The sequence below is a fragment of the Streptomyces sp. NPDC048566 genome, from assembly GCF_043199735.1.
In the GTDB taxonomy this organism is placed as follows: domain Bacteria; phylum Actinomycetota; class Actinomycetes; order Streptomycetales; family Streptomycetaceae; genus Streptomyces.
In genome coordinates this window covers 1-18,723 of the sequence record NZ_JBICWL010000043.1, presented here as the reverse complement: position 1 = coordinate 18,723, position 18,723 = coordinate 1, and the positions used below count along the sequence as shown (strand labels likewise).

Below are 18,723 nucleotides of genomic sequence, written 5' to 3'. Positions count from 1 at the left end.
CGCCCGCGAGTCGGTGGACGGGGCCCCGGCGGGCGGCCGGTCAGGCCAGGTCGTCGCGGACGACCAGGCGGTGCGCTGTGCGCCACCCGCCGCGCCCGCAGACGAGAACGTCCTCGACCACGCACACGTACAGGACCTTGGAGGCGCCGCCGTCGGGGGTGCCGTGGACGAGGGCCGAGCAGCGGGTGCGCAGCGCGCCGTCCGGCCGGGGCCGGACGTCGAGCAGACCGACCCAGTGGCGGGGCCGCCGGCCCGCCCGCCGACGGGCGGCGCCGTAGCGGGCGATGCCGGTCCGGGCCCGTACCGGCGCCGCGCCGAGCGGCGGTTCGAGGACGGCGTCCTCGGTGAACGTCTCCGCCCATCGGTCCGGGTCGCGCGCGTCCAGCAGACGCAACTGGTGAGCGTAGAACTGCTGGGCCTGCGCGTAGAGCGCGGCGAACTCCAGCCGCTGGAGCTCGGGTTCGGCGGTGCTCGTCAGCTCGACGGTCATGGCTGTCTCCGCTCTGTCCGGGTTCTGGACAGTGTTCGAGGCGGGGCTCGAGCGCCCTTCGAATACTCCTCGAGTGCGGGCGCCGACGCTGGAGGGCGAGGGGGATGCGGGCGTTTCCTCCTTGCGATGAGGGGCGGATCGGCGGGCGCTGACCCGTCGCGGGCGCGCACGGCGGTGAGCGCGCTCGGGGCCCCGCGCCCCGTCCCGCCGCGGGTCCGGCGCCGGCCGGGCCGTTCGACTGCCCGAGGAGTGTTCGATGTCTGGTGAGCGTGTGCACCGTCTGCGGCATGCGGTCGTGGTGGCGGCGCCGGCCCGCGTGGTCTACGCCCTGCTCGCGGACGCCACCCGCAGACCGCTGTACAGCCCGGCCGTCGTGCACGTGGAACGGATGAACGAGGACGACGGTGGCCGCGAGCGCCTCCGCGTGTGGGAGCGCGCGGACGGGCGGGTCCACTCCTCGCTGTGGGCGCGGGTGCGCCACCCGGGCGCGTTGCGGGTCGAGTTCCGGCGGCTGCGCGGCGAGGCTCCCGTCACCTCGCTGGCCGGGCGGTGGTCGGTCACGGACACCGGGGACGGACGCTGTGTGGTCGCCCTGCACACCGAGTTCACCGTGGCGGGCGACCGTGCCCGCGACGTGGCCGCCACCGCGGAGTCGGCCGAGGTGGACTTCGGTGCCGTCATGGGGTGTGTGCGGCGGATGGCCGAGGACCGCGCCGGCCCGGAGCACCTGGTGCTCACCTTCCGCGAGTCGGTACGGGTCGACGGTCCGGGCGAGATCGTCTACGACTTCCTCTACCGGGCCGGCGACTGGGCGGGCGTCGTGCCGCACGTGCTGCGCTCCGGCCTGGACGAGCCCTCCCCCGGGATACAGCTCGTGGACCACGCCGTGGCCGGCGCGGACGGGACGCCGCGCGCCGTCGGTTGCCTGCGCCTGTGCTTCCCGCACGCCGGGCGCATCGTCTACAAGACCGGCACGCCCCGCGCTCCCGTCGCCGCGCACCTGGGTGAGTGGTCGGTCCTTCCCGACGAACGCGGGGTCCTGGTGGTCGCCGACCACACGGTGCTGCTCGACCCCTGCGCGCTGCCGGCGCGACGGGCCGGGTCGGGGGATGCCGGTGTGCCGGCCCGGCCGGCGGGGGCGGGGTTCGCCGACGCGGGTGGTTCGGGGGCTCCGGCACGCGCGGGGCGCGGGTCCGGCACCGCGCCGGCAACCGTGTCCGGTGGCCTCGGGGCCGCCGGGGCCGGGCCGGGCCCGGCCGACGTGCGCGCGCTGGTCCGCGAGGCGATCGGGCGGGAGTCGCTGGCGACGCTCGACCGGGCGCGGCGGCACGCGGAGTCGGCGGTGCACGTGCTGCCGCTCGGGCGGCGGGGCGGCAGGGCCTCCGGCTCGCCCGCGGTCCCCTCGGGGTGAGGGACGGCAGGGCGCGCGGGGCTCCGCCGGCTCCTCGGGGCCGGGTCCGGCCGGCCGGTACGCGGGGTCGCCCCCGGGGCGGGCCCCGGCTCGCCGACGGCGGCCCGCGCCTTTGGCCGGCCCGAACAGCGGTCAGCTCCCGGCGAGTTCCTCGACGACGGGAGCGAAGGTGTCCATGGCGTTGTCCAGGACGACGATGTACGACAGCCCGAAACGCTCGCGCTGTTCGCGCAGTTGCTCGGCGATCTGCTTCACCGTGCCGAACAGCATCACCGGCAGGGCCAGCCGGTCCTCCTGGGACACCTCGGGGTGGATCTTGGGGAGTCGGCCGGCTGCGGCCCGCCGGTCGTCGGTGATCTCGACGTGGTGCACCAGCAGGTTGCGTTCGGCGGGCACGGTCCGGTGCGCCGCCAGACGTTCGTAGGTGGCGACGCGTTCGTCGAGCTGGGCAGGCGTGAGGGCGCGCAGGATGCCGTTCTCGTAGCCGGCCGTCGCGGTGAAGGCGGCGATGTCGGCGTGCTCGGCCATCAGGCGCAGGAGGCGGTCCCCGTTGCCGCCGATGAGGAGTGGCGGCCGGGGGCGCTGGGTTGCGGCCGGGCTGTGGGCGGGATCGGCCAGCAGTCTGCCCAGTTCGGTGACCAGGTGGCGCAGGGCACCGATCCGGGGACCGGGCGCGAGGAACTCGATTGCGGCGCGCCGGTGTTCGGCCTCGGCGTAGCCGGCGCCCAGGCCGATCTCCAGCCGGCCCTCGGCGAGCGCGTCGGTGGTGGCCGCGTCGCGGGCCAGCAGCGCCGGGTTCCAGAAGCCCGCGTTCAGGACGAAGGTTCCGACACGCGGGCGCTCGGTGGCCTCCGCCGCGGCGGTCAGGGCCGGGAACGGGGAGACCATGCCGAGGTGGTCGGGGACCAGGATGACGTCGTAGCCGAGCGCTTCGGCCCGTCGGCACTTGTCCCGCCAGCCGGCCGCGCCCGCCGGCTTCATCATGTTCACACCGAAACGAAAAGGCCTGGTCATACCGTGTCCCCCATCCCCCGCCGTCGCACCGGCGACATGCCTTGACCTCGGCTGGTCCCCCGCCGCGGTGACCCTACCCCAGCGCGGTTCGCGTCGGCTTCCCCTTCCCGCGGTCGGATCCGCCTTCCCTTCCGGGTCCGGGCGGGCCGCCGGTGCCGGAGGGCCGTCGGCGGCTCAGGCGGCGTAGAGGTCGAACGTGGAGGTGCCGCGCTCGCCGGCCACCACGTCGAGGGCGGGGTCGACGGTGAGCATCATCTGGTGCAGCCGCTGGAGCTGCGGCGAGGGCTCCACGCCGAGTTCGTCGATGAGCTGCTTGCGCAGTCTGCGGTAGACGTCGAGCGCGGTGGCCTGCCGTCCCGAGCGGTAGAGGGCGAGCATCGCCTGTGAGTGCAGCCCCTCGTGCTGTGGGTGACGGGCTATCAGATCGGCCAGTTCCGCGATGAGTTCGGCGTGCCGGCCGAGCCGGAGATCGGCGTCGATGCGCCGCTCCACCGTGACCAGGCGGGACTCCTTGAGCCGCATGACCTCGATGGACAGGATGGCCCCGGCCCGGACGTCGACGAGGGCGGGGCCGTTCCACATGTCGAGCGCCTCGCGCAGCAGCCCGGCCGCCCGGCCGTCGTCGCCCTCGTCGAACGCGCGCCGCCCGCCCGCGACCAGGTTCTCGTAGCGGTGCAGGTCGACGGCTTCGGGAGGTATCTGGAGGACGTAGCCGCCGTGCCGGGTGGCGAGGACCTCCTTGGCGTTGCCGGGGGCGTCGGGCCCCATGGCCGTGCCGAGGTGGCGGCGCAGCTGAAGGACGTAGGTCTGCAGGGTGGTCATGGCGCTCTGCGGCATCTCGGTGCCCCAGAGTTCCTCCATGAGCGTGGCCACCGGCACGATCCGGCCCGGAGAGAACGCGAACAGGGCGAGCAGTTGGCGCGGCTTGCTCGCGGTGGGCACGATCGAGACACCGTTGACCGTGGCGCTCAGTGGCCCCAGAACCTGGATCTCCACGGCTTCCTCCCGGACTCCATCGAGTGGCGGCCGTCGTAGACCCTTCGCAGGGGCGGCCTTGGCCTTCGGCACGCTAGACCCGTTTTCGGCCGCCGTCCGGTTTGCTGGACGCGGCCTCAAGCAGCCCTCGACACACCCGCCCCGCACGCTGCGCGACCCGCTTGAGAAGGCGTGCAGACCCGTTCGAAACCCGCTGGTGAGGGGGTGTGCCGAGGTCGTGACGCGGCTAATGTCCACCGCGTCCGGCACCCTGCCGGCGACGGTCCGCCGGGGCCTGGCCGGCCCGGTCCCCGGAGCGCTTCCCGTGACGCGGCGATGAGGTGGAACCATGCGAAGGACGCGGGAGCCGCGGGTACGCCTGTTCGTGTTCCACCATGCCGGCGGCTCGCATCTGTCGTACCGCGACTGGGCGTCCCACTTCCCCGCGGACTGGGAGGTGCACGTGCCGGACGCGCCGGGCCGCGGGCCCCGCGACGATCGCCCCGTACCGGGTGACGCAGCCGCGCTGGTCGCCTCCCACCTGAGTACGCTCCGGCGCCGGCTGACGGGCCCGTTCGCCTTCTTCGGGCACAGCCTGGGTGCCCTGATCGCCTACGAACTGACCCGACGACTGGTGGAGGAGGGCCGCACCCCGCCGATCTGGCTCGGCGTGTCCGCCCGCAGCCCCCTGCACGCCGGACACGAGACCGCCCCGCAGGGTGCGGGCGGACCACGTGCGCGGGGAACCGCCGCGGACGCGGCACGCACGACGGACGGGGTCCGCCCGGGACGGCATCTGCTGTCCGACGACGACCTGCGGCGCGAGGTGGGCTCCATGGGCGGCACCGCCCCGGAGGTGCTGGCCCATCCGCAGCTCTGGGAGCTGTTCGCCCCCGTGATCCGTGCGGACCTGCGGATCAACGAGACGTGGCACCCGCCGGTCGCGGCCGCGCCCCTCCCGGTCCCGCTCTCGGTGTTCGGCGGCACCGAGGACCGGGTGACCCCGCCGCATCTGCTCGGCGGCTGGAGTGACGCCAGCCGCGCCTTCCTCGGCCTGCGCCTGTTCGACGGCGGCCACTTCTACTTCCACGACCGCCTGCCGGAGGTCGCCCGGAGGATCCAGGACGACGTGCACCGCTCCCTGGACCCATCCCCACACGGCACGGCGGCCGCGGTGACGCGATGAGCGTCCTCACCCGGCGGAGTGACACCGGTGACGCGGCACCGGCGGACGCCCCGACCGCCGGCCCCGCGCCCTCGCAGACGCCGGCCGCCCCACCGACGATCCGCTCGTTCCGGCTCCTCGGCCCGGTCGCCGTGGACGACACGGCGGGCGGGACCACCGTCCCCAACGGCCCCAAGCAGCGCGCGCTGCTGGCCACCCTGGTGCTGCACGCGGATCAACTCCTCTCCGTGGAGCGGCTGGTGGAGGAGCTGTGGGGCACCACTCCGCCGGCCAATGCCGCCAACGCCCTCCAGGCGCACGTCACCCGGCTGCGCCGGCTGCTGCCGTCGCCGGGCCGGCGGTGGATCAGCACCCTGCCGAGCGGCTACCTGCTCGCCCCGGGGCCCGCGTCGACCGATGTCGCCCTGTTCACCCGGCTGTCCGTCCAGGGGCGGGCGGCCCTCCCGCACGATCCCGGCCGGGCGGCGCGGGTGCTGCGCGGAGCACTGGCGCTCTGGCGGGGCCCGGCTCTGCAGGACAGCAGGCTGGGGCCGCTGTGCACGGCCGAGGCGGAACGCCTGGAGGAGCTCCGGCTGACCACGCTGGAGTGCCTGTACGAGGCGAGTCTCCAGTGCGGCCGGGAGGCCGAGATCACCGCGGGCCTGGAACGGCTGAGTACCGATCATCCGCTGCGCGAGCGGTTCTACGACCTGCTGATGGTCGCCCTCTACCGCGGCGGCCGGCAGGCGGAGGCCCTCGGCGTCTACGAACGCGCCCGCCGCCACCTCGTGACGTCTCTCGGCGTCGAACCCGGCCCTGCTCTGCGCACCCGCCTGGATGCGATCCTCAACCACTCCCCCGCCCTGACGCCGGCTCGGCGCGGCGGCTCCCCGCTGTCCGCGCCTTCGGACGCCACCGCCTCGGCGCGCGAGGCGGTGATCGCGGGACCCCGGGCGCGGCCGGCCGCGCCGACGGAGGCCGGAACAGAGCTTCCGCCCGCGGGTGCGGGCGGCCGGCCCGACCACAAGGTGCCGGGGGCCGCCGACACCACCGGCACGGCCGACGGGCCGGCACCGTGCCATCCGGCGACCGCTCGCCGCGACGGCATCACGCGCCGCGGCCTTCCGGTGGACGACGGTGGCGCGCCGAGGACCGCCCCCGTGGCGTCCGCTCCGCAGGCAGCCGACACCGCGGAACTCGCACGGGAGCTGGCGCGGCTCCGCGGCAGGGTCGACCAACTGGAGCGGCGGCAGCGGGACGTGCCGGACCGCACCCGGCGGGAGCGGTCCGCCTGACGCACGGCCCGGCGGACACCGCACGCCGGCCCCCGCCGGGCACGCGGCGATCGGCGTGCTCATCCGGCCGCGGCGCTCGCACCTCCCACCACCGGTGCCGGGCGAACAACCACAGCACGACGCCCCGTCCGTGTGCGACGGACCGGTGAACGGTCCGTCGCACACGGACGGGGCGGTGGCACAAAGTGGCGCCGGCGGCCCGAGCGTCAGTCGACGCGTACGAGCCGGTCCCGCGAGGCGGCGGCGTGCACGTCGGACCTGATGGTCTGCGGTGCGGGCTCGGCCGTCTCCAGGATCGCCCGCTGGAGCCTGCGCAGTCCCGCCGACGGCTCCAGGCCGAGATCGCGTACGAGCGCCTGCCGCAGCCGCTGATACACGCTCAGGGCCTCGCCCCGGCGGCCCGAGCGGTGCAGCGCCAGCATGAACTGGCCGTGCAGGTTCTCGTGCGTGCGGTAGCGGCTCACCAGCACGGTCAGTTCCCCGAGCAGTTCGCGGTGCCGGCCGAGGCGCAGGTCGGCGTCGATGCGCTGGTAGAGAGCGCACAGGCGGCTCTCCTCCAGGCGCCGGACCTCCATCTCCAGCTGCGCGCCGGTCTGCACGTCCGCCAGCGCGGATCCGCTCCACAGCGCCAGGGCCTCACGCAGCAGCCGTGCGGCCCCGGTGAAGTCCTCGGCGTCCATCGCGCGGTATCCCATGCCGGCGAGTCGGTCGAACTCCCGGACGTCGCTGGAACCGCCGCCACCGCGCAGCAGGTAGCCGCCGGGCGCCGTCACGAGCACGTCCTTCGCCGACACCGCCGTGCCGCCGGCCGCCTCGCCCTCCAGCGCCGCCCCTATCAGCTCCCGCAGTTGCAGGATGTACGTCTGAAGGGTCGTCCGCGCCGAGCGCGGCGGACGCTGCCCCCACAGCTCCTCGACCAACAGGCCGACCGGCAGCACCCGGTCCACGTGCAGGGCCAGCAGGGCGAGCACCTTGCGCGGCTTGGGCGCCGTGGGCATCACGGCGACTCCGTTCACCCGCACGTCCAATGGGCCCAGAACATCGATATCCACGCCGTGTCCCCCTGCTCGTGTGTGGCCTGTCGTCCAGCGCTCACCAGTAAAAAACCAGCACTCCGGTTTGTCAATACCAGACCGGTCGCGCTGTTTCTTCAGGCTCCCATCCATTCCTCAAGCCCCTCTGAAGAATGCGGGCGCCACCACGAAAGAGGGGTCGTCATGCCTGGTCAAAGCCGCTTCACGGGATCGACCTCGGCGACTCGGACGCCACTGCCGCCCCGCCACTTTCCAGCCGTTCCCCGGCAGAACGGGGCCCAAAAACAGTCGCTCAGGTCTTTTTGTTTGGCAGTCCTGGGATCGACCACCCCCCACCCCCGGGCGGCATGACGGCGAACGGAATGCGCCAATCCGCCAGGCGTCGACACCCCCACCCACACCGCCGCGACCCCCTCACGAGGCCCTGGCACCGAACCCCGCCCGCCCCGAACGGCCGACCGGGCACGACAAGGACGTGAACGCGACGTCACATCCACGCCAACACGGCACGGAAACAGCCGAGTTGGTCTTGTCGCATCCTTAACGCGCACCACCGGGCGGACGTCGCCGACTTCGGCCCGAGGGAGGCGGCGAAGCGACCGGCGGCCGACACCGCCGCCTTCGGCGCCGGCCGGGAAGGAGGACCGGAAAGCGCAGGTGTACCGCGAGTCACCCTTCACTGTGTCCATCTCCTGAACCCCCGGCGCCGCCGGTGGCCGCCCTCTGGAATCATGATCCGCCCGCGCCACGGGAGAGCACGGCTTCCGTCGGAGTGGTCCGGTGGGAACCAGCCTGAACCTTCCCAACCAGCAAAGAAACCGCCATGCTGGTTTTATAGTTGGCTGCACCGTGCAGCAGCCTTCCCGGAGGAGCCCCCGCATGAAGCAGCAACGCGCCGTACGTACGCGTGACGCCCTCATCCGCGCCGCGGCCGAGACGTTCGAGCGCCGCGGGTACGTCCAGGCGAAGCTGGCGGACATCAGCGCCGGCGCCGGAGTCAGTGCGGGGGCGCTGCATTTCCACTTCCCCAACAAGGCCGCAGTGGCGTCCACGGTGGAGGCCTTCGCGGGTGCGGCCCTGCGCCGGGCGGTCCAGGACGCACAAGCGTCGGGGATGAACGCCCTCCAGCGCCTCACGGCCGCCAGCCACGCGATCGCCAGGGAGCTGCAGGACGACGTCGTGGTGCGGGCGGGATTCCATCTCAGCTGCCGGCCGCAGCATCGCACCGGGCCCGACCTGCGGGAGGAATGGCACACCCGGGTGCGTCGGCTGCTGGCCGAGGCCGAAGAGGAGGGGCTGCTCGCGGAACACCTGCGTGCCGACGACATCGCCGTGGCCGTCACCGCGGCGACCACCGGCATCGAGGCTCTCGCCGGCGCCGACCCCCAGTGGCTCTCACCCACCTCGCTGACCCGGGTCTGGGACTTCCTGCTGCCGTGCATGGCGCGACCCGAGGCCCTGGCGTCCCTCCGGGCGGCCAACTCCTCGACGGCCGGCGTGCCCCGTACCGCGTGACGCCGGGTCGGCTGAAGCCGACCGCAGGTGCCCGGCGCCCCCTCGGCGGCTGACGCATCGCCGTCCCGACGCGGAGCGCGCCCGCGAAGCAGGGGCAGCGGCGCGGAGCTTTCCGGCCCTTTCGCGCCACGGCTTCCGTCGCCTCCGCGCAGACGGCCCCGATCGACCTGCCCGCCGTTCCCGCGGGCTGGGCCCGGCGGTCACGGCCGGGGTACGGCAGGGACCGTCCGGCGGCGGCCGAGCGGCAGGGGCGCGCCGGGCAGCGCCGACGCGACCCACGGACGGAGCCTTCCGGCCCGCCCGGTCCACCGGGCACGGCTGGCACCGCGGGTCGCGGATCGGCGATCGGTGGTCCGGGGCATACGGCGACGCCGCAACCGTGCGGCTCGTAGCGGCTGGCCTGCCGTCAGCGCACCGGGTCCGCCCCAACGGCCGTCAGCGGGCCGCGCCGGTCCCCGCCGCCGACAGCGATCCGAGAAGGGCGGCGGGGACGAGTGCCGGCAGCACCAGCCGCCAGAAACCGCTCACCGGTCCCTGCGCGAGCCAGGACGCGTCCTGGGTGCCGAGCACCTCGAAGCCGACCGTGGCCGCGACGACCGCGGGGGCCACGTCCCGCGCCGCGACTCCCGGGGCCAGAGCGCCGCGCGCGTCCGCCGCGGCCAGCACCGCGTGCACCCAGCCGCTCCAGACCTCCCGCAGGCCCCCGCCCACCCCCGGCCACGCCCCGGACCGCGGCGCACTCCCGGCCCGCTCCGCCGCCCGGCGGTCCGGTGCACTCCGTTCCGGGACGGTTCGCCCGGCGGGTCCCTCCGCGCCGGCGACCGGTGCGTGCCCGCGCGTCGTCCGCTCGCCCCGCGTCCGGTCCAGACCGAATCCGGCGCGCAGCACGACGTCGGCGGAGAGGGTGCGGACGAAGCGGTGCGTGGTGTCGATCAGCCGCTGCACTTCCCGGACGCTCTCCGGCCCGGCCTCGCCGCCGCCCGCGACGGCTCCCGGTGCGGAGCCGTTCGCGGCATCCCCCTCCCGGCCGACGCCGCTCCCCCCGCGGTCGCGACCTCCCGCCGTCGTGCTCCCGCCGCCCCCACCCGCCCCGTCGCCGGGGCCGAGGATGCTCCGCAGTCGCGCCATGGCGGCCTCGACGACGGCATCGGCGAGATCCGCCTTGGTGGCGAAGTGGAAGTAGAGGGCACCGGCGCTCACCCCGGCCAGTGCCGTGACCGCGGCCAGCGACGTGACCTCGTAGCCGTCCTGGTCGAAGAGTCGTGCAGCCGCCTCGATCAGCGCTTCACGGGTCCGGACTGCGCGTTCCTGTCGGGTCATCACGGCTCCGTGGCTGCACTGGGCGGGGCCGCGCGCTCGCGCGGCAGGTGAAGATCGTCCTGTGTTTCGCTGGAGAACGGCTCGAGCCCGCCCGGTGGTCCCCTCAAGGGGCTCAGCCGGCGGCGGGGCGCCGCTTTGAGGAGCCGCCTGCGGAGACCGTGCGGTGCGACGGCGTCGTGCCCCCGGACCGCGTCCGCCCGACGGCGGGTACGGCCTCATACCGGCCACCGTCCCCGCCCGCGGTCCTCGGCAGGTCCGCGGGCGGGTGGCCGACGCACGAGACCGGAAACGGGCGTTCGTCCGGCAGGTCGCGCACGCTAGCGTGGGCGCCCTCGGCGACCGTTCCGGCCGCACCGGCCGGAATGACATCCTCCATTTCACGCCACCCGGGAGTGCCACTCCAACGGTAGAAACTAAACCGGTTGGTCTGTATGTTGAGGCACCTGAGGCGCCCGGTCCGGTCCGGCGCACTCATCTCGTTGCGACCCAGGGGGATCCGACATGTCCACGCACACGTTCCACCCCGCAGCAGACACCCTGCACCGCATGCCCGCCGGCAGATCGCCGCAGGAGGCCCGGACGCCCGCGCCCGCTCCGGTCCGCCTGACCACGACGGTGCCCAAGGAGTTCGTCCACCGGGCCGCGCTCGCCGAGGTGCTCCTCACCGGCCGCGGCAAGCTGGGCGAGAACCGGTTCAGCGTGACGGCCCAGTGGCCCCGCGGCCACAGCTTCTACACCCCCGTCGACGGCACGCACCACGACCCCCTGCTCGCCGCAGAAACGATCAGGCAGGTCGGATTCCTGCTTCCGCACGCGGAGTTCGGTGTACCCATCGGCCACCAGTTCGTCATGCGCACCTTCGAGATGTGGGTCGACCCCGCGTACCTGCAGGTCGGAGCGACGCCGGCCGAACTGGACATCGAGGTCGCCTTCAGCGACGTCCGCACCAGGGGGACCACGCACAGCGGCGCGCGCTACGACGCCGTCATCCGCCGGCACGGCGACACCGTCGCCACCGGCAGTTTCAGCTACACCTGCGTCACGCCCCAGGCCTATCGCAGGCTCCGCGGCAACCAGGGCCACCTACAGATCCCGCTCACCGCACCGCTCCCGCCGCAGAGCGTCGGACGCCTCTCGCCCACGGACGTGGTCCTGTCCCCGACCGGGACGGACAACCACTGGCAGCTGCGCGTCGACACCCGCCACCCGGTCCTCTTCGACCACCCGGTCGACCACGCCCCCGGCATGCTGCTCGCCGAGGCGGCCCGGCAGGCGGCCATCGCCGTGGTGCCGCACCAGACCCCGCTGATCCCCGTCGAGATCCACAGCTCCTTCGAGCGCTACGTCGAACTCGACGCGCCCTGCCACATCAGCGCCGAGCGCCTGGGCGCGGACGCGCGCGGCGAGCGCGTCCGGGTCACCGGCACCCAGGACGGCCAGGAGATGTTCCAGACCGTCGTCACCATGGCCTGCCTCTAGCAAGCACGCCGCCCCCGGTCGCCGCCTCCCCGGCACTCGCACCACACACCAGGCGTCGGCACTCCCGGCCGCCGGTCCGCGGAACCACTCCGGTTCCGGCACGCCCGCTCCCGGCACACCCTCCCGCACGTCCGCCGCGTACCTCGCCCAGGGCACGCCCGGCCCGGCACGGGACAGGTTCCCCGAACCTGGACCCTCTGCCGGGCCTCGTCCGTACCGCCCTCCCACACGTCCCGGCACGCGGCGCTCCGGCGCACCGCCACCAGCGGCGGGCACCCCTCGGCCCGCCACTGCCCCGTCTTCCCCGACTACCGGCCTCCTAACACGGGGCGCGGGAACGGCGCTTCGGGCGCCCTCGCACTCCAGGCGCCGTCCAGACCTGCCGGATCGCTCCGCCCTGCCCGGCGACACACCGCCACCCGAGCCGCTAAGATACGAACTTGACGGTTTTTTTTACGGGCGCCTCCACAGGCACCACGATCTGGGAGGCGGTACAGCATGGCGAAACAAGACCGCGCCATCCGCACGCGGCACAGCATCCTCGTCGCGGCGGCGTCGGTGTTCGAGGAGCGGGGCTACCAGGCGGCCACCATCACCGACATCCTCACCACCGCCGGCGTCACCAAAGGCGCCCTGTACTTCCACTTCCAGTCCAAGGAGGACCTCGCCTACGGCGTCATGGCCGCCCAGGGGCGTCACATGGGCACCGTCCCGTCCCGCGTCTGCAAGACCCAGGAGGTCATCGACACCGTCCTCCTGCAGACCTACCGCCTCCAGAAGGACCCCATGGTCCGGGCCGGCGTCCGCCTCGCGATGGACCAGCAGGCCACCGAACTCGACCGGGGCACCTCGTTCCAGGACTGGAGCACGGGCATCACCAAACTGCTCCAGCAGGCGCAGCAGCAGGGCGAACTCCTCCCCCACATCACCCCGTCGGACACCGCCGACCTGCTCGTCGGCGCCTACGCCGGCATCCAGGCGATGTCGCAGGCGCTGACCAACTACACCGACCTCGACCACCGCACGACCGTGCTGCTCCACCACACGCTCCCCAACATCGTCCAGCCGCCCATCCTGACCACGCTCAACCTGACGCCGCAGCGCGGCCAGGACACGTACCGGGAGATCGAGCAGCTGATGGCCGAGGCGGACGAGGAGCTGGCCGGCGCCACCGCCTGAGCCGACCCTCGCTCGCCGACGGGGAGCGAGGCCGCCCGTCCCCGCAGCCGTCCGCTGCCGCGCCGGGCCGCCCCGCTCCCCGCCGGCGATCCCCGGCCCGGTTCCGCCAGGGACGGACCGGCGTTCCGCTGGGCAACTCCGCCCTTCGGCGGGCCCGTTCGGCGTGCTCGGGTCCCGGTCGTGCCCCTCCCCTTCGCCGGGCCGATACGGCGCGGACACGGCCCGCTCCGTGAAGCCGGCACCGACTCCGCCCACCGGCGGACCAGGCCCGGTGCGCGCCGGAGAACCGAGTGCCCACCGGGAGGGCGCGGGCGGGACCCGCCCGGTCGGAGCTACGGCCCGCCTCGGAACCCGCTGCTCCGCGGCGGCGGACGGACCGCCCGACGACACGGATCGCGCCGTTCTCGACGGCCCGCCCCGACCGGGCGGTGCGCCGGGTTCCGGGCGGGGTGCCCCGCGCGGCGGCGGGCACCCCGGGACGGTCGCGCCACCCACCAGGACCGTTACCTCCCGCCGCCCCACGGCCGATCCGCACCGGCGGTCGCCGCACCGGTCGACGGAACGCCGGCACGGCGCCGAAGCGAGCCACTGCGCGTATCCGTTCGAGGTTCCGTTCCGACCCCCTTGGGAAGCCGGGTGGATGACCGGACGGATGCCCGCCGCGTAGGCCGGGTTGACGATCGAGAGGGGACGGCCATGACCACGGTGCTCGTACTGCACAGCGTCAGCCTGATGCGCTCCGCGCTGACGGCACTCCTGCGGACGGAGCCTTCGTTCGACGTGAACGCGGCGGGCTGGCGGTCCGCCCGTGCGCACGCGCACCGACTGCGCCCCGACGTGTGCCTGGTGGATCTCGACTGCCCCGGGGCCGCGCCCTTATTAGACGGCGACGCCGGGAACGAGGCCGAGCGGGTGCCGGCGGCGTGCGCCGGGCTCGTCGTCCTGGCGTCGGCGGGACGGCCCGGCACACTGCGCAGAGCCTTCGACGCCCGGGCGCTCGGATTCGTCGACAAGCACGGCTCCGCGCAGCGGCTCATCAAGGGCATACGGGAGGTCGCGGCGGGCGAGCGGTTCGTGGACGCGTCGCTCGCCTGCGGGTTCCTGGAGGCGTCCCGCATGCCGCTGACGGCGCGGGAGCTGAGCGTCCTGGCACGGGCGGCCGAGGGGGAGACGGTGGCCGAGATCGCCCGGGGACTGCACCTGTCCAACGGCACGGTGCGCAACTACATGGCGGCGGCGACGCGCAAGGTCGGCGCCCGCAACCGCATCGACGCCATCCGCATCACGCAGGGCGCGGGCTGGGTCTGACCTCCTGAGGGGGCGGCGGGCAGGCGGCCCCGGCAGCACCGGGCCCGGCGCCGGCACCTCCCCCGGGCGGGTCGGCGCCGTCGCCGGCCGCACCCGGCGTCCGATGGGACGCCTCGGGGGTTGCGTCCTCCAGGCCCAGGCTCGGCTCCCAGCGGCCGACGAGGTCGCGGTACAACTCCGACCGGCCCAGCAGCGCCGCGTGCGGAGCGCACTGGGCACGGTCCCCGTCGAGGACCAGTACCCGGTCCGCCCGCAGGGCCGAACTGATCCGGTGGGCGACCAGGACCAGGGTGCCGGGGCGGGCGGCGAGCGCCCGTTCCGCCCACGCCTCGGTCTCGGGGTCGAGGTGGCAGGTGGCCTCGTCCAGCAGCAGCAGGGACGCCGCGGACACATGGGCCCGGCCGAGGGCGAGTTGCTGTCGCTGCGCCGGGGAGAGCCGGCGCGGGTCGACGGTGCCGTGCAGGCCGCCGAGCCCGCGGACGAGGTCCTCCAGGCGCAGGGCGCGGATGGTGCGGGCGAGCATCGCGGGCGTGGCGTCGGGCCGGAGGTAGGCGAGGTTCTCGGCGACGGTGCCGGTGAAGACGTACGCCTCCTGCGGCAGGACGGCGCGGCGGGCGGCCGGGTCCGCGGCGGCGTCGGCGGCGGCCGCACCGGCGACGCGCACCGAGCCGGCGTCGGGGACGAGCGTCCCGGCGAGCAGCGCCGTCAGGGTGGACTTGCCGATGCCGCTCGGACCGACGACCACGAGGTGCTCGCCCGGCGCGACGGTCAGGTCCAGGTCGCGCAGCACGGGGCGGGCGCCGGGCCCGTAGGCGAAGGTCACGCCGCGCAACTCGGCGGCGGGTGCACCGTCCGCGCGGTCCTTCGACGGGGCGGCGAGCGGTGGGGCGGAGCGGTGTCCGGGGTCCGGCGCGGCGGGACCGGCCGGGGCCGCGCGGTCGGGGGGACGCGGGGCGGCGCTCTCGGGGCGCTCGGTGAACCGCTCCAGGACGACCAGGAGCCGGGTGCCGGCGGTTCCGGCGGCGGTCATGAGTGCGTGCAGCGCGGGCAGCAGCGCCTGGACCACGTAGGTCAGTGCTCCGAGGAGGGCTCCCGCCGTCATGCCTCCGCGCAGCAGCAGCGGTGCCGCGGCCAGGAGCACCACCAGAGGCAGCCTGCCCGCGGTGCCGAGGGCCAGGGACCGGACGGCGGCCCAGCGTGCCAGCCGCCGGGAGAGGCGGGCCTGCGCGGCGATCAGTGCGCCGAGGTCGGCGGCCACCGGGGCCGCCGCGCCGCACGCGGCGACGTCCCGCAGTCCCGCGGCCAGCCGGCCGGTCCGCGCGGACAGCGCCTCGTCGGCGTCCAGATAGGCGCGTTGGGCCGCCGCCATCGGAGGAAAGGTGGACAGGAACAGGACCAGTCCGCCGAGCAGCGGCGGCAGCACGACGGCCAGCAGTACCGGGTCGAGCGAGGCGAGCCCGAGCAGGGCGCCCGCCGTGGTGAAGACGAAGGACCGGGCGGTCAGCACCAGCCCGGCGAAGCTGTCGCGGGCGATCTCGGTCTGGTGGGTGAGCCGGGAGACCGCGGCCGTGGTGTCGGCGCGGGCCGGATCGGTGAGTGCTTTCCCGAGCGCCTGGTCCACCGCCCGGCGCACCAGGCCGTCGCGGAAGGGCTCGACGAGCGCGGCCAGACCGTCGAAGACCTGCCGGACGAAGAGTCCGCCGAGCAGCGAGGCGCCCGCGGCCACCGCCAGCCAGAGCAGCCCGTCGCCGGTGCGCCCGGCGAGGAACCCGTCGTCGAGGGAGCGGGCCACGGCGTAGCCCCCCAGGAACGTCTGTGCCGTCTCCAGCAGGGACCAGCCGGACAGGGCGGCCAGGACGGTCCGGTGCCTGCGCAGGAAGCGGCGGCCGTCGGGCCACACCCGGCGCAGCGCGCCCGGCCGGCCGGCGGGTGCCGCCCGCGGGTGCTCGCCCGCTCCCGTGCCCGGCCGTCCGCCCGCGGGCCTCGGGGCGAAGTCGTCGGCGGGCGACGCGTCGGGGCCTGCCGCGGTCATCGGCTCGCCTCGCCCGGACGGCCTCGATCCGATCCGGGTCCGGTCGCCGGGCCGGGCGCGAGGCCGTCGGCGTCGTCCGAGGGTGTCGCCGGCCGGCCGGGGGCGGTGTCCGTGACCGCGAAGACGGCGCGGTAGCCGGGCTCTCGCCAGAGCACGTGGTGCGGTCCCGTCGCGCGGATCGTTCCGTTCTCCAGCCAGACGACGAGATCGGCGCCGGCGGCCGTCGACAGCCGGTGGGCCACCAGCAGCCGGGTGCCGGAGCGGACGTCGCGGGCGAGGGCGCGCTCCACCTCGCGCTGGGTCACGGTGTCCAGCCCGGACATCGCGTCGTCGAGCACCAGGAGCCGTCCGGCATGCGCGAACGCCCTTGCCAGTCCCAGGCGTTGGCGCTCGCCTCCGGACAGCGGAGCGTGGGCGAGCGGGGTGTCGTACCCGTGGGGCAGACGGGTGACGAAGGGGTCGGCGCCGGCGGCGCGCGCGGCGGCCCGGACGGCGGCCGGGGAGGGCCGTACCGCGCCGAAGGCGACGGCGTCGGCGACCGTGGTGCCGAACAGGGCGGGCTGCGCGAAGGCGTAGACCACCTCCCGGCGCAGTTCCGCCGCGTCGAGCCGGTCCAGGGGCACGCCGTCCAGGAGCACCCGGCCCGTGTCGGGGTCGGTCAGCCGGCCCGCCACCGCGGCGAGCAGCGACTTGCCCGAACCGGAGTGCCCGACGACGGCGACCGTCGTCCCGCCCGGGACGGTCAGGGTGATGTCGTCCAGGACGCGGACTCCGTCGCGCAGGGCACCGACTCCGCGCAGTTCCAGCGTCCCCGTTCCCCCGTCCGGCAGGACGCCCCGGCCGTGGCCGACGGGGGGCAGCAGGGCCGGTTCGACGGTGCGCTGCGCCGCCGCCCTGCCCTTGACCAGCGCGGCGATCACTCCCGCCATCGTTCCTGCGCCCGCGGCCAGGGCGGCGTACCGGGACGCGGCGACGAGCGCCCCGACGCTGAGGTGCCCGCCGGCCAGACGCAGACCGCCGACGGCGAGGACCAGGCAGACCAGCAGCGGCAGCAGGACCCCGCCGCGGGCCACGGCCCGTCCGTAGACCCGCCACATGGTGCGGCCCTCGGCGCCGAGACGGGGCAGGTCCGCGAGGACACGCCGCCGTTCCCGGGCGCCGGTGCCCGCGGCCGCCACCGTCCGGGCGCCGTGGAGCACTTCGGTGAGCCGGTCGGCGAGGTCCCCTTGGACGCGCTGGTAGCGGCCGACGGCGTCCGACGAGGAACGGGCGAACGCCCGCAGGACGACGACGAGTACGGGGACGCCCAGCAGGAACGCGGCGGCGGTCCACACGTCGATGACCACCAGCGCGACGAGCGCGCCGAGCGGTGGCAGGACGGCGGCCGGGGCGCCGGCCAGAGCGGCCGGGACGGTGCCCGCCTCGGTGGCGTTGGCGGTGAGCCGGGTGGACAGGTCGCCGGGGGCGAAGCGGGCCGCGGCGTCGTGCGGGTCGGCGCGCAGGATCCGGTCGAGTGTCCGGGTGCGCAGCCGGGCGGCGGAGCGGGCGCCGACCGTTCCCACGAGGAGCGCGTCGGCGGCGTCGAGGAGGATCTCCGCCACGACGAGCGCCGCGCAGAGCAGAGTCCAGCGGGTGGCGCCCGGTGACCGGGACAGCAGGAGGTCCAGGGCGTGTCCGAGGACGGCGGGTTCGGCCAGCGCCACCAGCACCGACGCGAGGGAGCACAGGAGGATCGCGAGGCTGTGGCCGGCGCTGTGCCGCAGCGCCTCGCGGAGCGCGCGGTCGCTCGCGGACCCGAGCGGGCCGTCGTCGTCCGGTGCCTTTCCGGTCCGCGTCCGCCGGGTGGCCGGGACGTCCGGGGCGGAGGTCATCGCGGGGGCTCCTCCTCCAGGGACGGCCGCGCTACGGCGCTGCCGGGCGGGCGCGGTCGGCGCGGGTCACCGGTGGCGGGCGAACGCCGGCCGGCGGGGCGGTCCGCGGACCGCCCCGCCGGGTGCGTTGCGCGGACCGTCGTGGCCGGTGCGCGCCGCGCACGGACCGGTGCCGGTCCGCGCGGCGTGCTCGCCGCGCGGACCGGCCGGTGGGTCAGTTGCAGGTCGTGACCGACAGGCTGCTGTCGCCGCAGAGCAGCAGGCTCGCACGGCTGCCGGTGGCGACGTCGCCGGTGGCCTCTTCCTTGGGGGTCTCCATCGACTGCAGGTCGAGCAGGGTCATCGTCTTTCCTTTCCATCGGGGACTGTGAGCGGTTGTGGTCGTGCGGGTGGTGCTCTTCACGATCCCTGGACGGGACCGGTCTGTGGGTTCCGCCGGGGCGGCGGAAGGAACGGCAGGTGCACGTCTCCGCCGGAGGCGGCACTGCCGAGGGCGAGCAGGCAGCCGGCGGTGCCGGTCGCCAGGTCCATGGACAGGCGCATCATCTGCTCGCCGGGGAAGGCGAGTCGGCCTCGGTAGGGCACGGCGTGCCGGGCGAGGGCGTCGATCTGCCGGCGCAGGTCGGCGGGCGCGG

General features: G+C 75.1%; 16 protein-coding genes. 7 read left to right on the top strand and 9 right to left on the bottom strand.

Annotation, left to right across the window (positions count from 1 at the left end):
- Positions 1-40 precede the first annotated feature (40 nt).
- Positions 41-490, bottom strand: coding sequence for a nuclear transport factor 2 family protein (locus ACGFS9_RS32205; protein WP_393258408.1), 450 nt, complete (start codon positions 488-490; stop codon positions 41-43).
- A gap of 256 nt (positions 491-746) precedes the next feature.
- Here ACGFS9_RS32205 and ACGFS9_RS32200 point away from each other — a divergent pair, with 256 nt between their 5' ends.
- Positions 747-1,901 carry an SRPBCC family protein gene (locus tag ACGFS9_RS32200; protein ID WP_393258405.1) on the top strand — a complete coding sequence of 385 codons (1,155 nt, stop codon included), beginning with the start codon at positions 747-749 and terminating at the stop codon, positions 1,899-1,901.
- 132 nt (positions 1,902-2,033) lie between these two features.
- Here the strand turns inward: ACGFS9_RS32200 and ACGFS9_RS32195 are convergent, their stop codons facing one another.
- Together ACGFS9_RS32195 and ACGFS9_RS32190 are read right to left on the bottom strand one after the other, a co-directional pair.
- Positions 2,034-2,915 carry a TIGR03621 family F420-dependent LLM class oxidoreductase gene (locus tag ACGFS9_RS32195; RefSeq protein WP_393258403.1) on the bottom strand — a complete coding sequence of 294 codons (882 nt, stop codon included), beginning with the start codon at positions 2,913-2,915 and terminating at the stop codon, positions 2,034-2,036.
- Between the two features lie 174 nt (positions 2,916-3,089).
- Positions 3,090-3,911: a BTAD domain-containing putative transcriptional regulator gene (locus ACGFS9_RS32190; RefSeq protein WP_393258400.1), complete on the bottom strand. Its 822-nt coding sequence runs from the start codon at positions 3,909-3,911 to the stop codon at positions 3,090-3,092.
- A gap of 328 nt (positions 3,912-4,239) precedes the next feature.
- Between ACGFS9_RS32190 and ACGFS9_RS32185 the strand changes: the two genes are divergently transcribed.
- Positions 4,240-5,076, top strand: a complete 837-nt coding sequence (locus ACGFS9_RS32185) for a thioesterase II family protein (RefSeq protein WP_393258398.1) — start codon at positions 4,240-4,242, stop codon at positions 5,074-5,076.
- Positions 5,073-6,350, top strand: a complete 1,278-nt coding sequence (locus ACGFS9_RS32180; protein ID WP_393258396.1) for a BTAD domain-containing putative transcriptional regulator — start codon at positions 5,073-5,075, stop codon at positions 6,348-6,350. Before ACGFS9_RS32185 ends, ACGFS9_RS32180 begins: the two co-directional genes overlap by 4 nt.
- A gap of 206 nt (positions 6,351-6,556) precedes the next feature.
- Here ACGFS9_RS32180 and ACGFS9_RS32175 read toward each other — a convergent pair whose 3' ends face one another.
- Entirely contained in the window at positions 6,557-7,402 is an 846-nt protein-coding gene (locus ACGFS9_RS32175; RefSeq protein ID WP_393258394.1) for a BTAD domain-containing putative transcriptional regulator, read from the bottom strand.
- 861 nt (positions 7,403-8,263) lie between these two features.
- On the opposite strand from ACGFS9_RS32175, the gene ACGFS9_RS32170 reads away from it, so the two are divergent.
- Positions 8,264-8,899, top strand: a complete 636-nt coding sequence (locus ACGFS9_RS32170; protein WP_393258392.1) for a ScbR family autoregulator-binding transcription factor — start codon at positions 8,264-8,266, stop codon at positions 8,897-8,899.
- A gap of 435 nt (positions 8,900-9,334) precedes the next feature.
- Here the strand turns inward: ACGFS9_RS32170 and ACGFS9_RS32165 are convergent, their stop codons facing one another.
- A complete protein-coding gene (locus tag ACGFS9_RS32165; protein ID WP_393258389.1) occupies positions 9,335-10,219 on the bottom strand; it encodes a TetR family transcriptional regulator in 885 nt (294 codons plus the stop codon).
- Between the two features lie 501 nt (positions 10,220-10,720).
- Between ACGFS9_RS32165 and ACGFS9_RS32160 the strand changes: the two genes are divergently transcribed.
- From ACGFS9_RS32160 to ACGFS9_RS32150, 3 genes are all read left to right on the top strand, one after another.
- Positions 10,721-11,698: a ScbA/BarX family gamma-butyrolactone biosynthesis protein gene (locus ACGFS9_RS32160; protein WP_393258387.1), complete on the top strand. Its 978-nt coding sequence runs from the start codon at positions 10,721-10,723 to the stop codon at positions 11,696-11,698.
- A gap of 498 nt (positions 11,699-12,196) precedes the next feature.
- Positions 12,197-12,877: a ScbR family autoregulator-binding transcription factor gene (locus tag ACGFS9_RS32155; RefSeq protein WP_393258385.1), complete on the top strand. Its 681-nt coding sequence runs from the start codon at positions 12,197-12,199 to the stop codon at positions 12,875-12,877.
- A gap of 696 nt (positions 12,878-13,573) precedes the next feature.
- Positions 13,574-14,185, top strand: coding sequence for a LuxR C-terminal-related transcriptional regulator (locus ACGFS9_RS32150; RefSeq protein WP_393258383.1), 612 nt, complete (start codon positions 13,574-13,576; stop codon positions 14,183-14,185).
- Here the strand turns inward: ACGFS9_RS32150 and ACGFS9_RS32145 are convergent.
- The 4 genes from ACGFS9_RS32145 to ACGFS9_RS32130 all read right to left on the bottom strand — a co-directional run.
- A complete protein-coding gene (locus tag ACGFS9_RS32145) occupies positions 14,160-16,217 on the bottom strand; it encodes an ATP-binding cassette domain-containing protein (RefSeq protein WP_393258380.1) in 2,058 nt (685 codons plus the stop codon). The two genes, ACGFS9_RS32150 and ACGFS9_RS32145, sit on opposite strands and share 26 nt — an antisense overlap.
- Complete coding sequence (locus ACGFS9_RS32140) at positions 16,214-18,088, bottom strand: ABC transporter ATP-binding protein (RefSeq protein WP_393258378.1); 1,875 nt, start codon at positions 18,086-18,088, stop codon at positions 16,214-16,216. Before ACGFS9_RS32140 ends, ACGFS9_RS32145 begins: the two co-directional genes overlap by 4 nt.
- 214 nt (positions 18,089-18,302) lie before the next feature.
- Positions 18,303-18,431 (bottom strand): SapB/AmfS family lanthipeptide, encoded by a 129-nt coding sequence (locus ACGFS9_RS32135; protein WP_058940762.1) that lies wholly within the window; start codon positions 18,429-18,431, stop codon positions 18,303-18,305.
- Positions 18,432-18,487: 56 nt separating this feature from the next.
- Positions 18,488-18,723: hypothetical protein (locus ACGFS9_RS32130; protein WP_393258375.1), on the bottom strand; the 236-nt coding region annotated here is incomplete at its 5' end.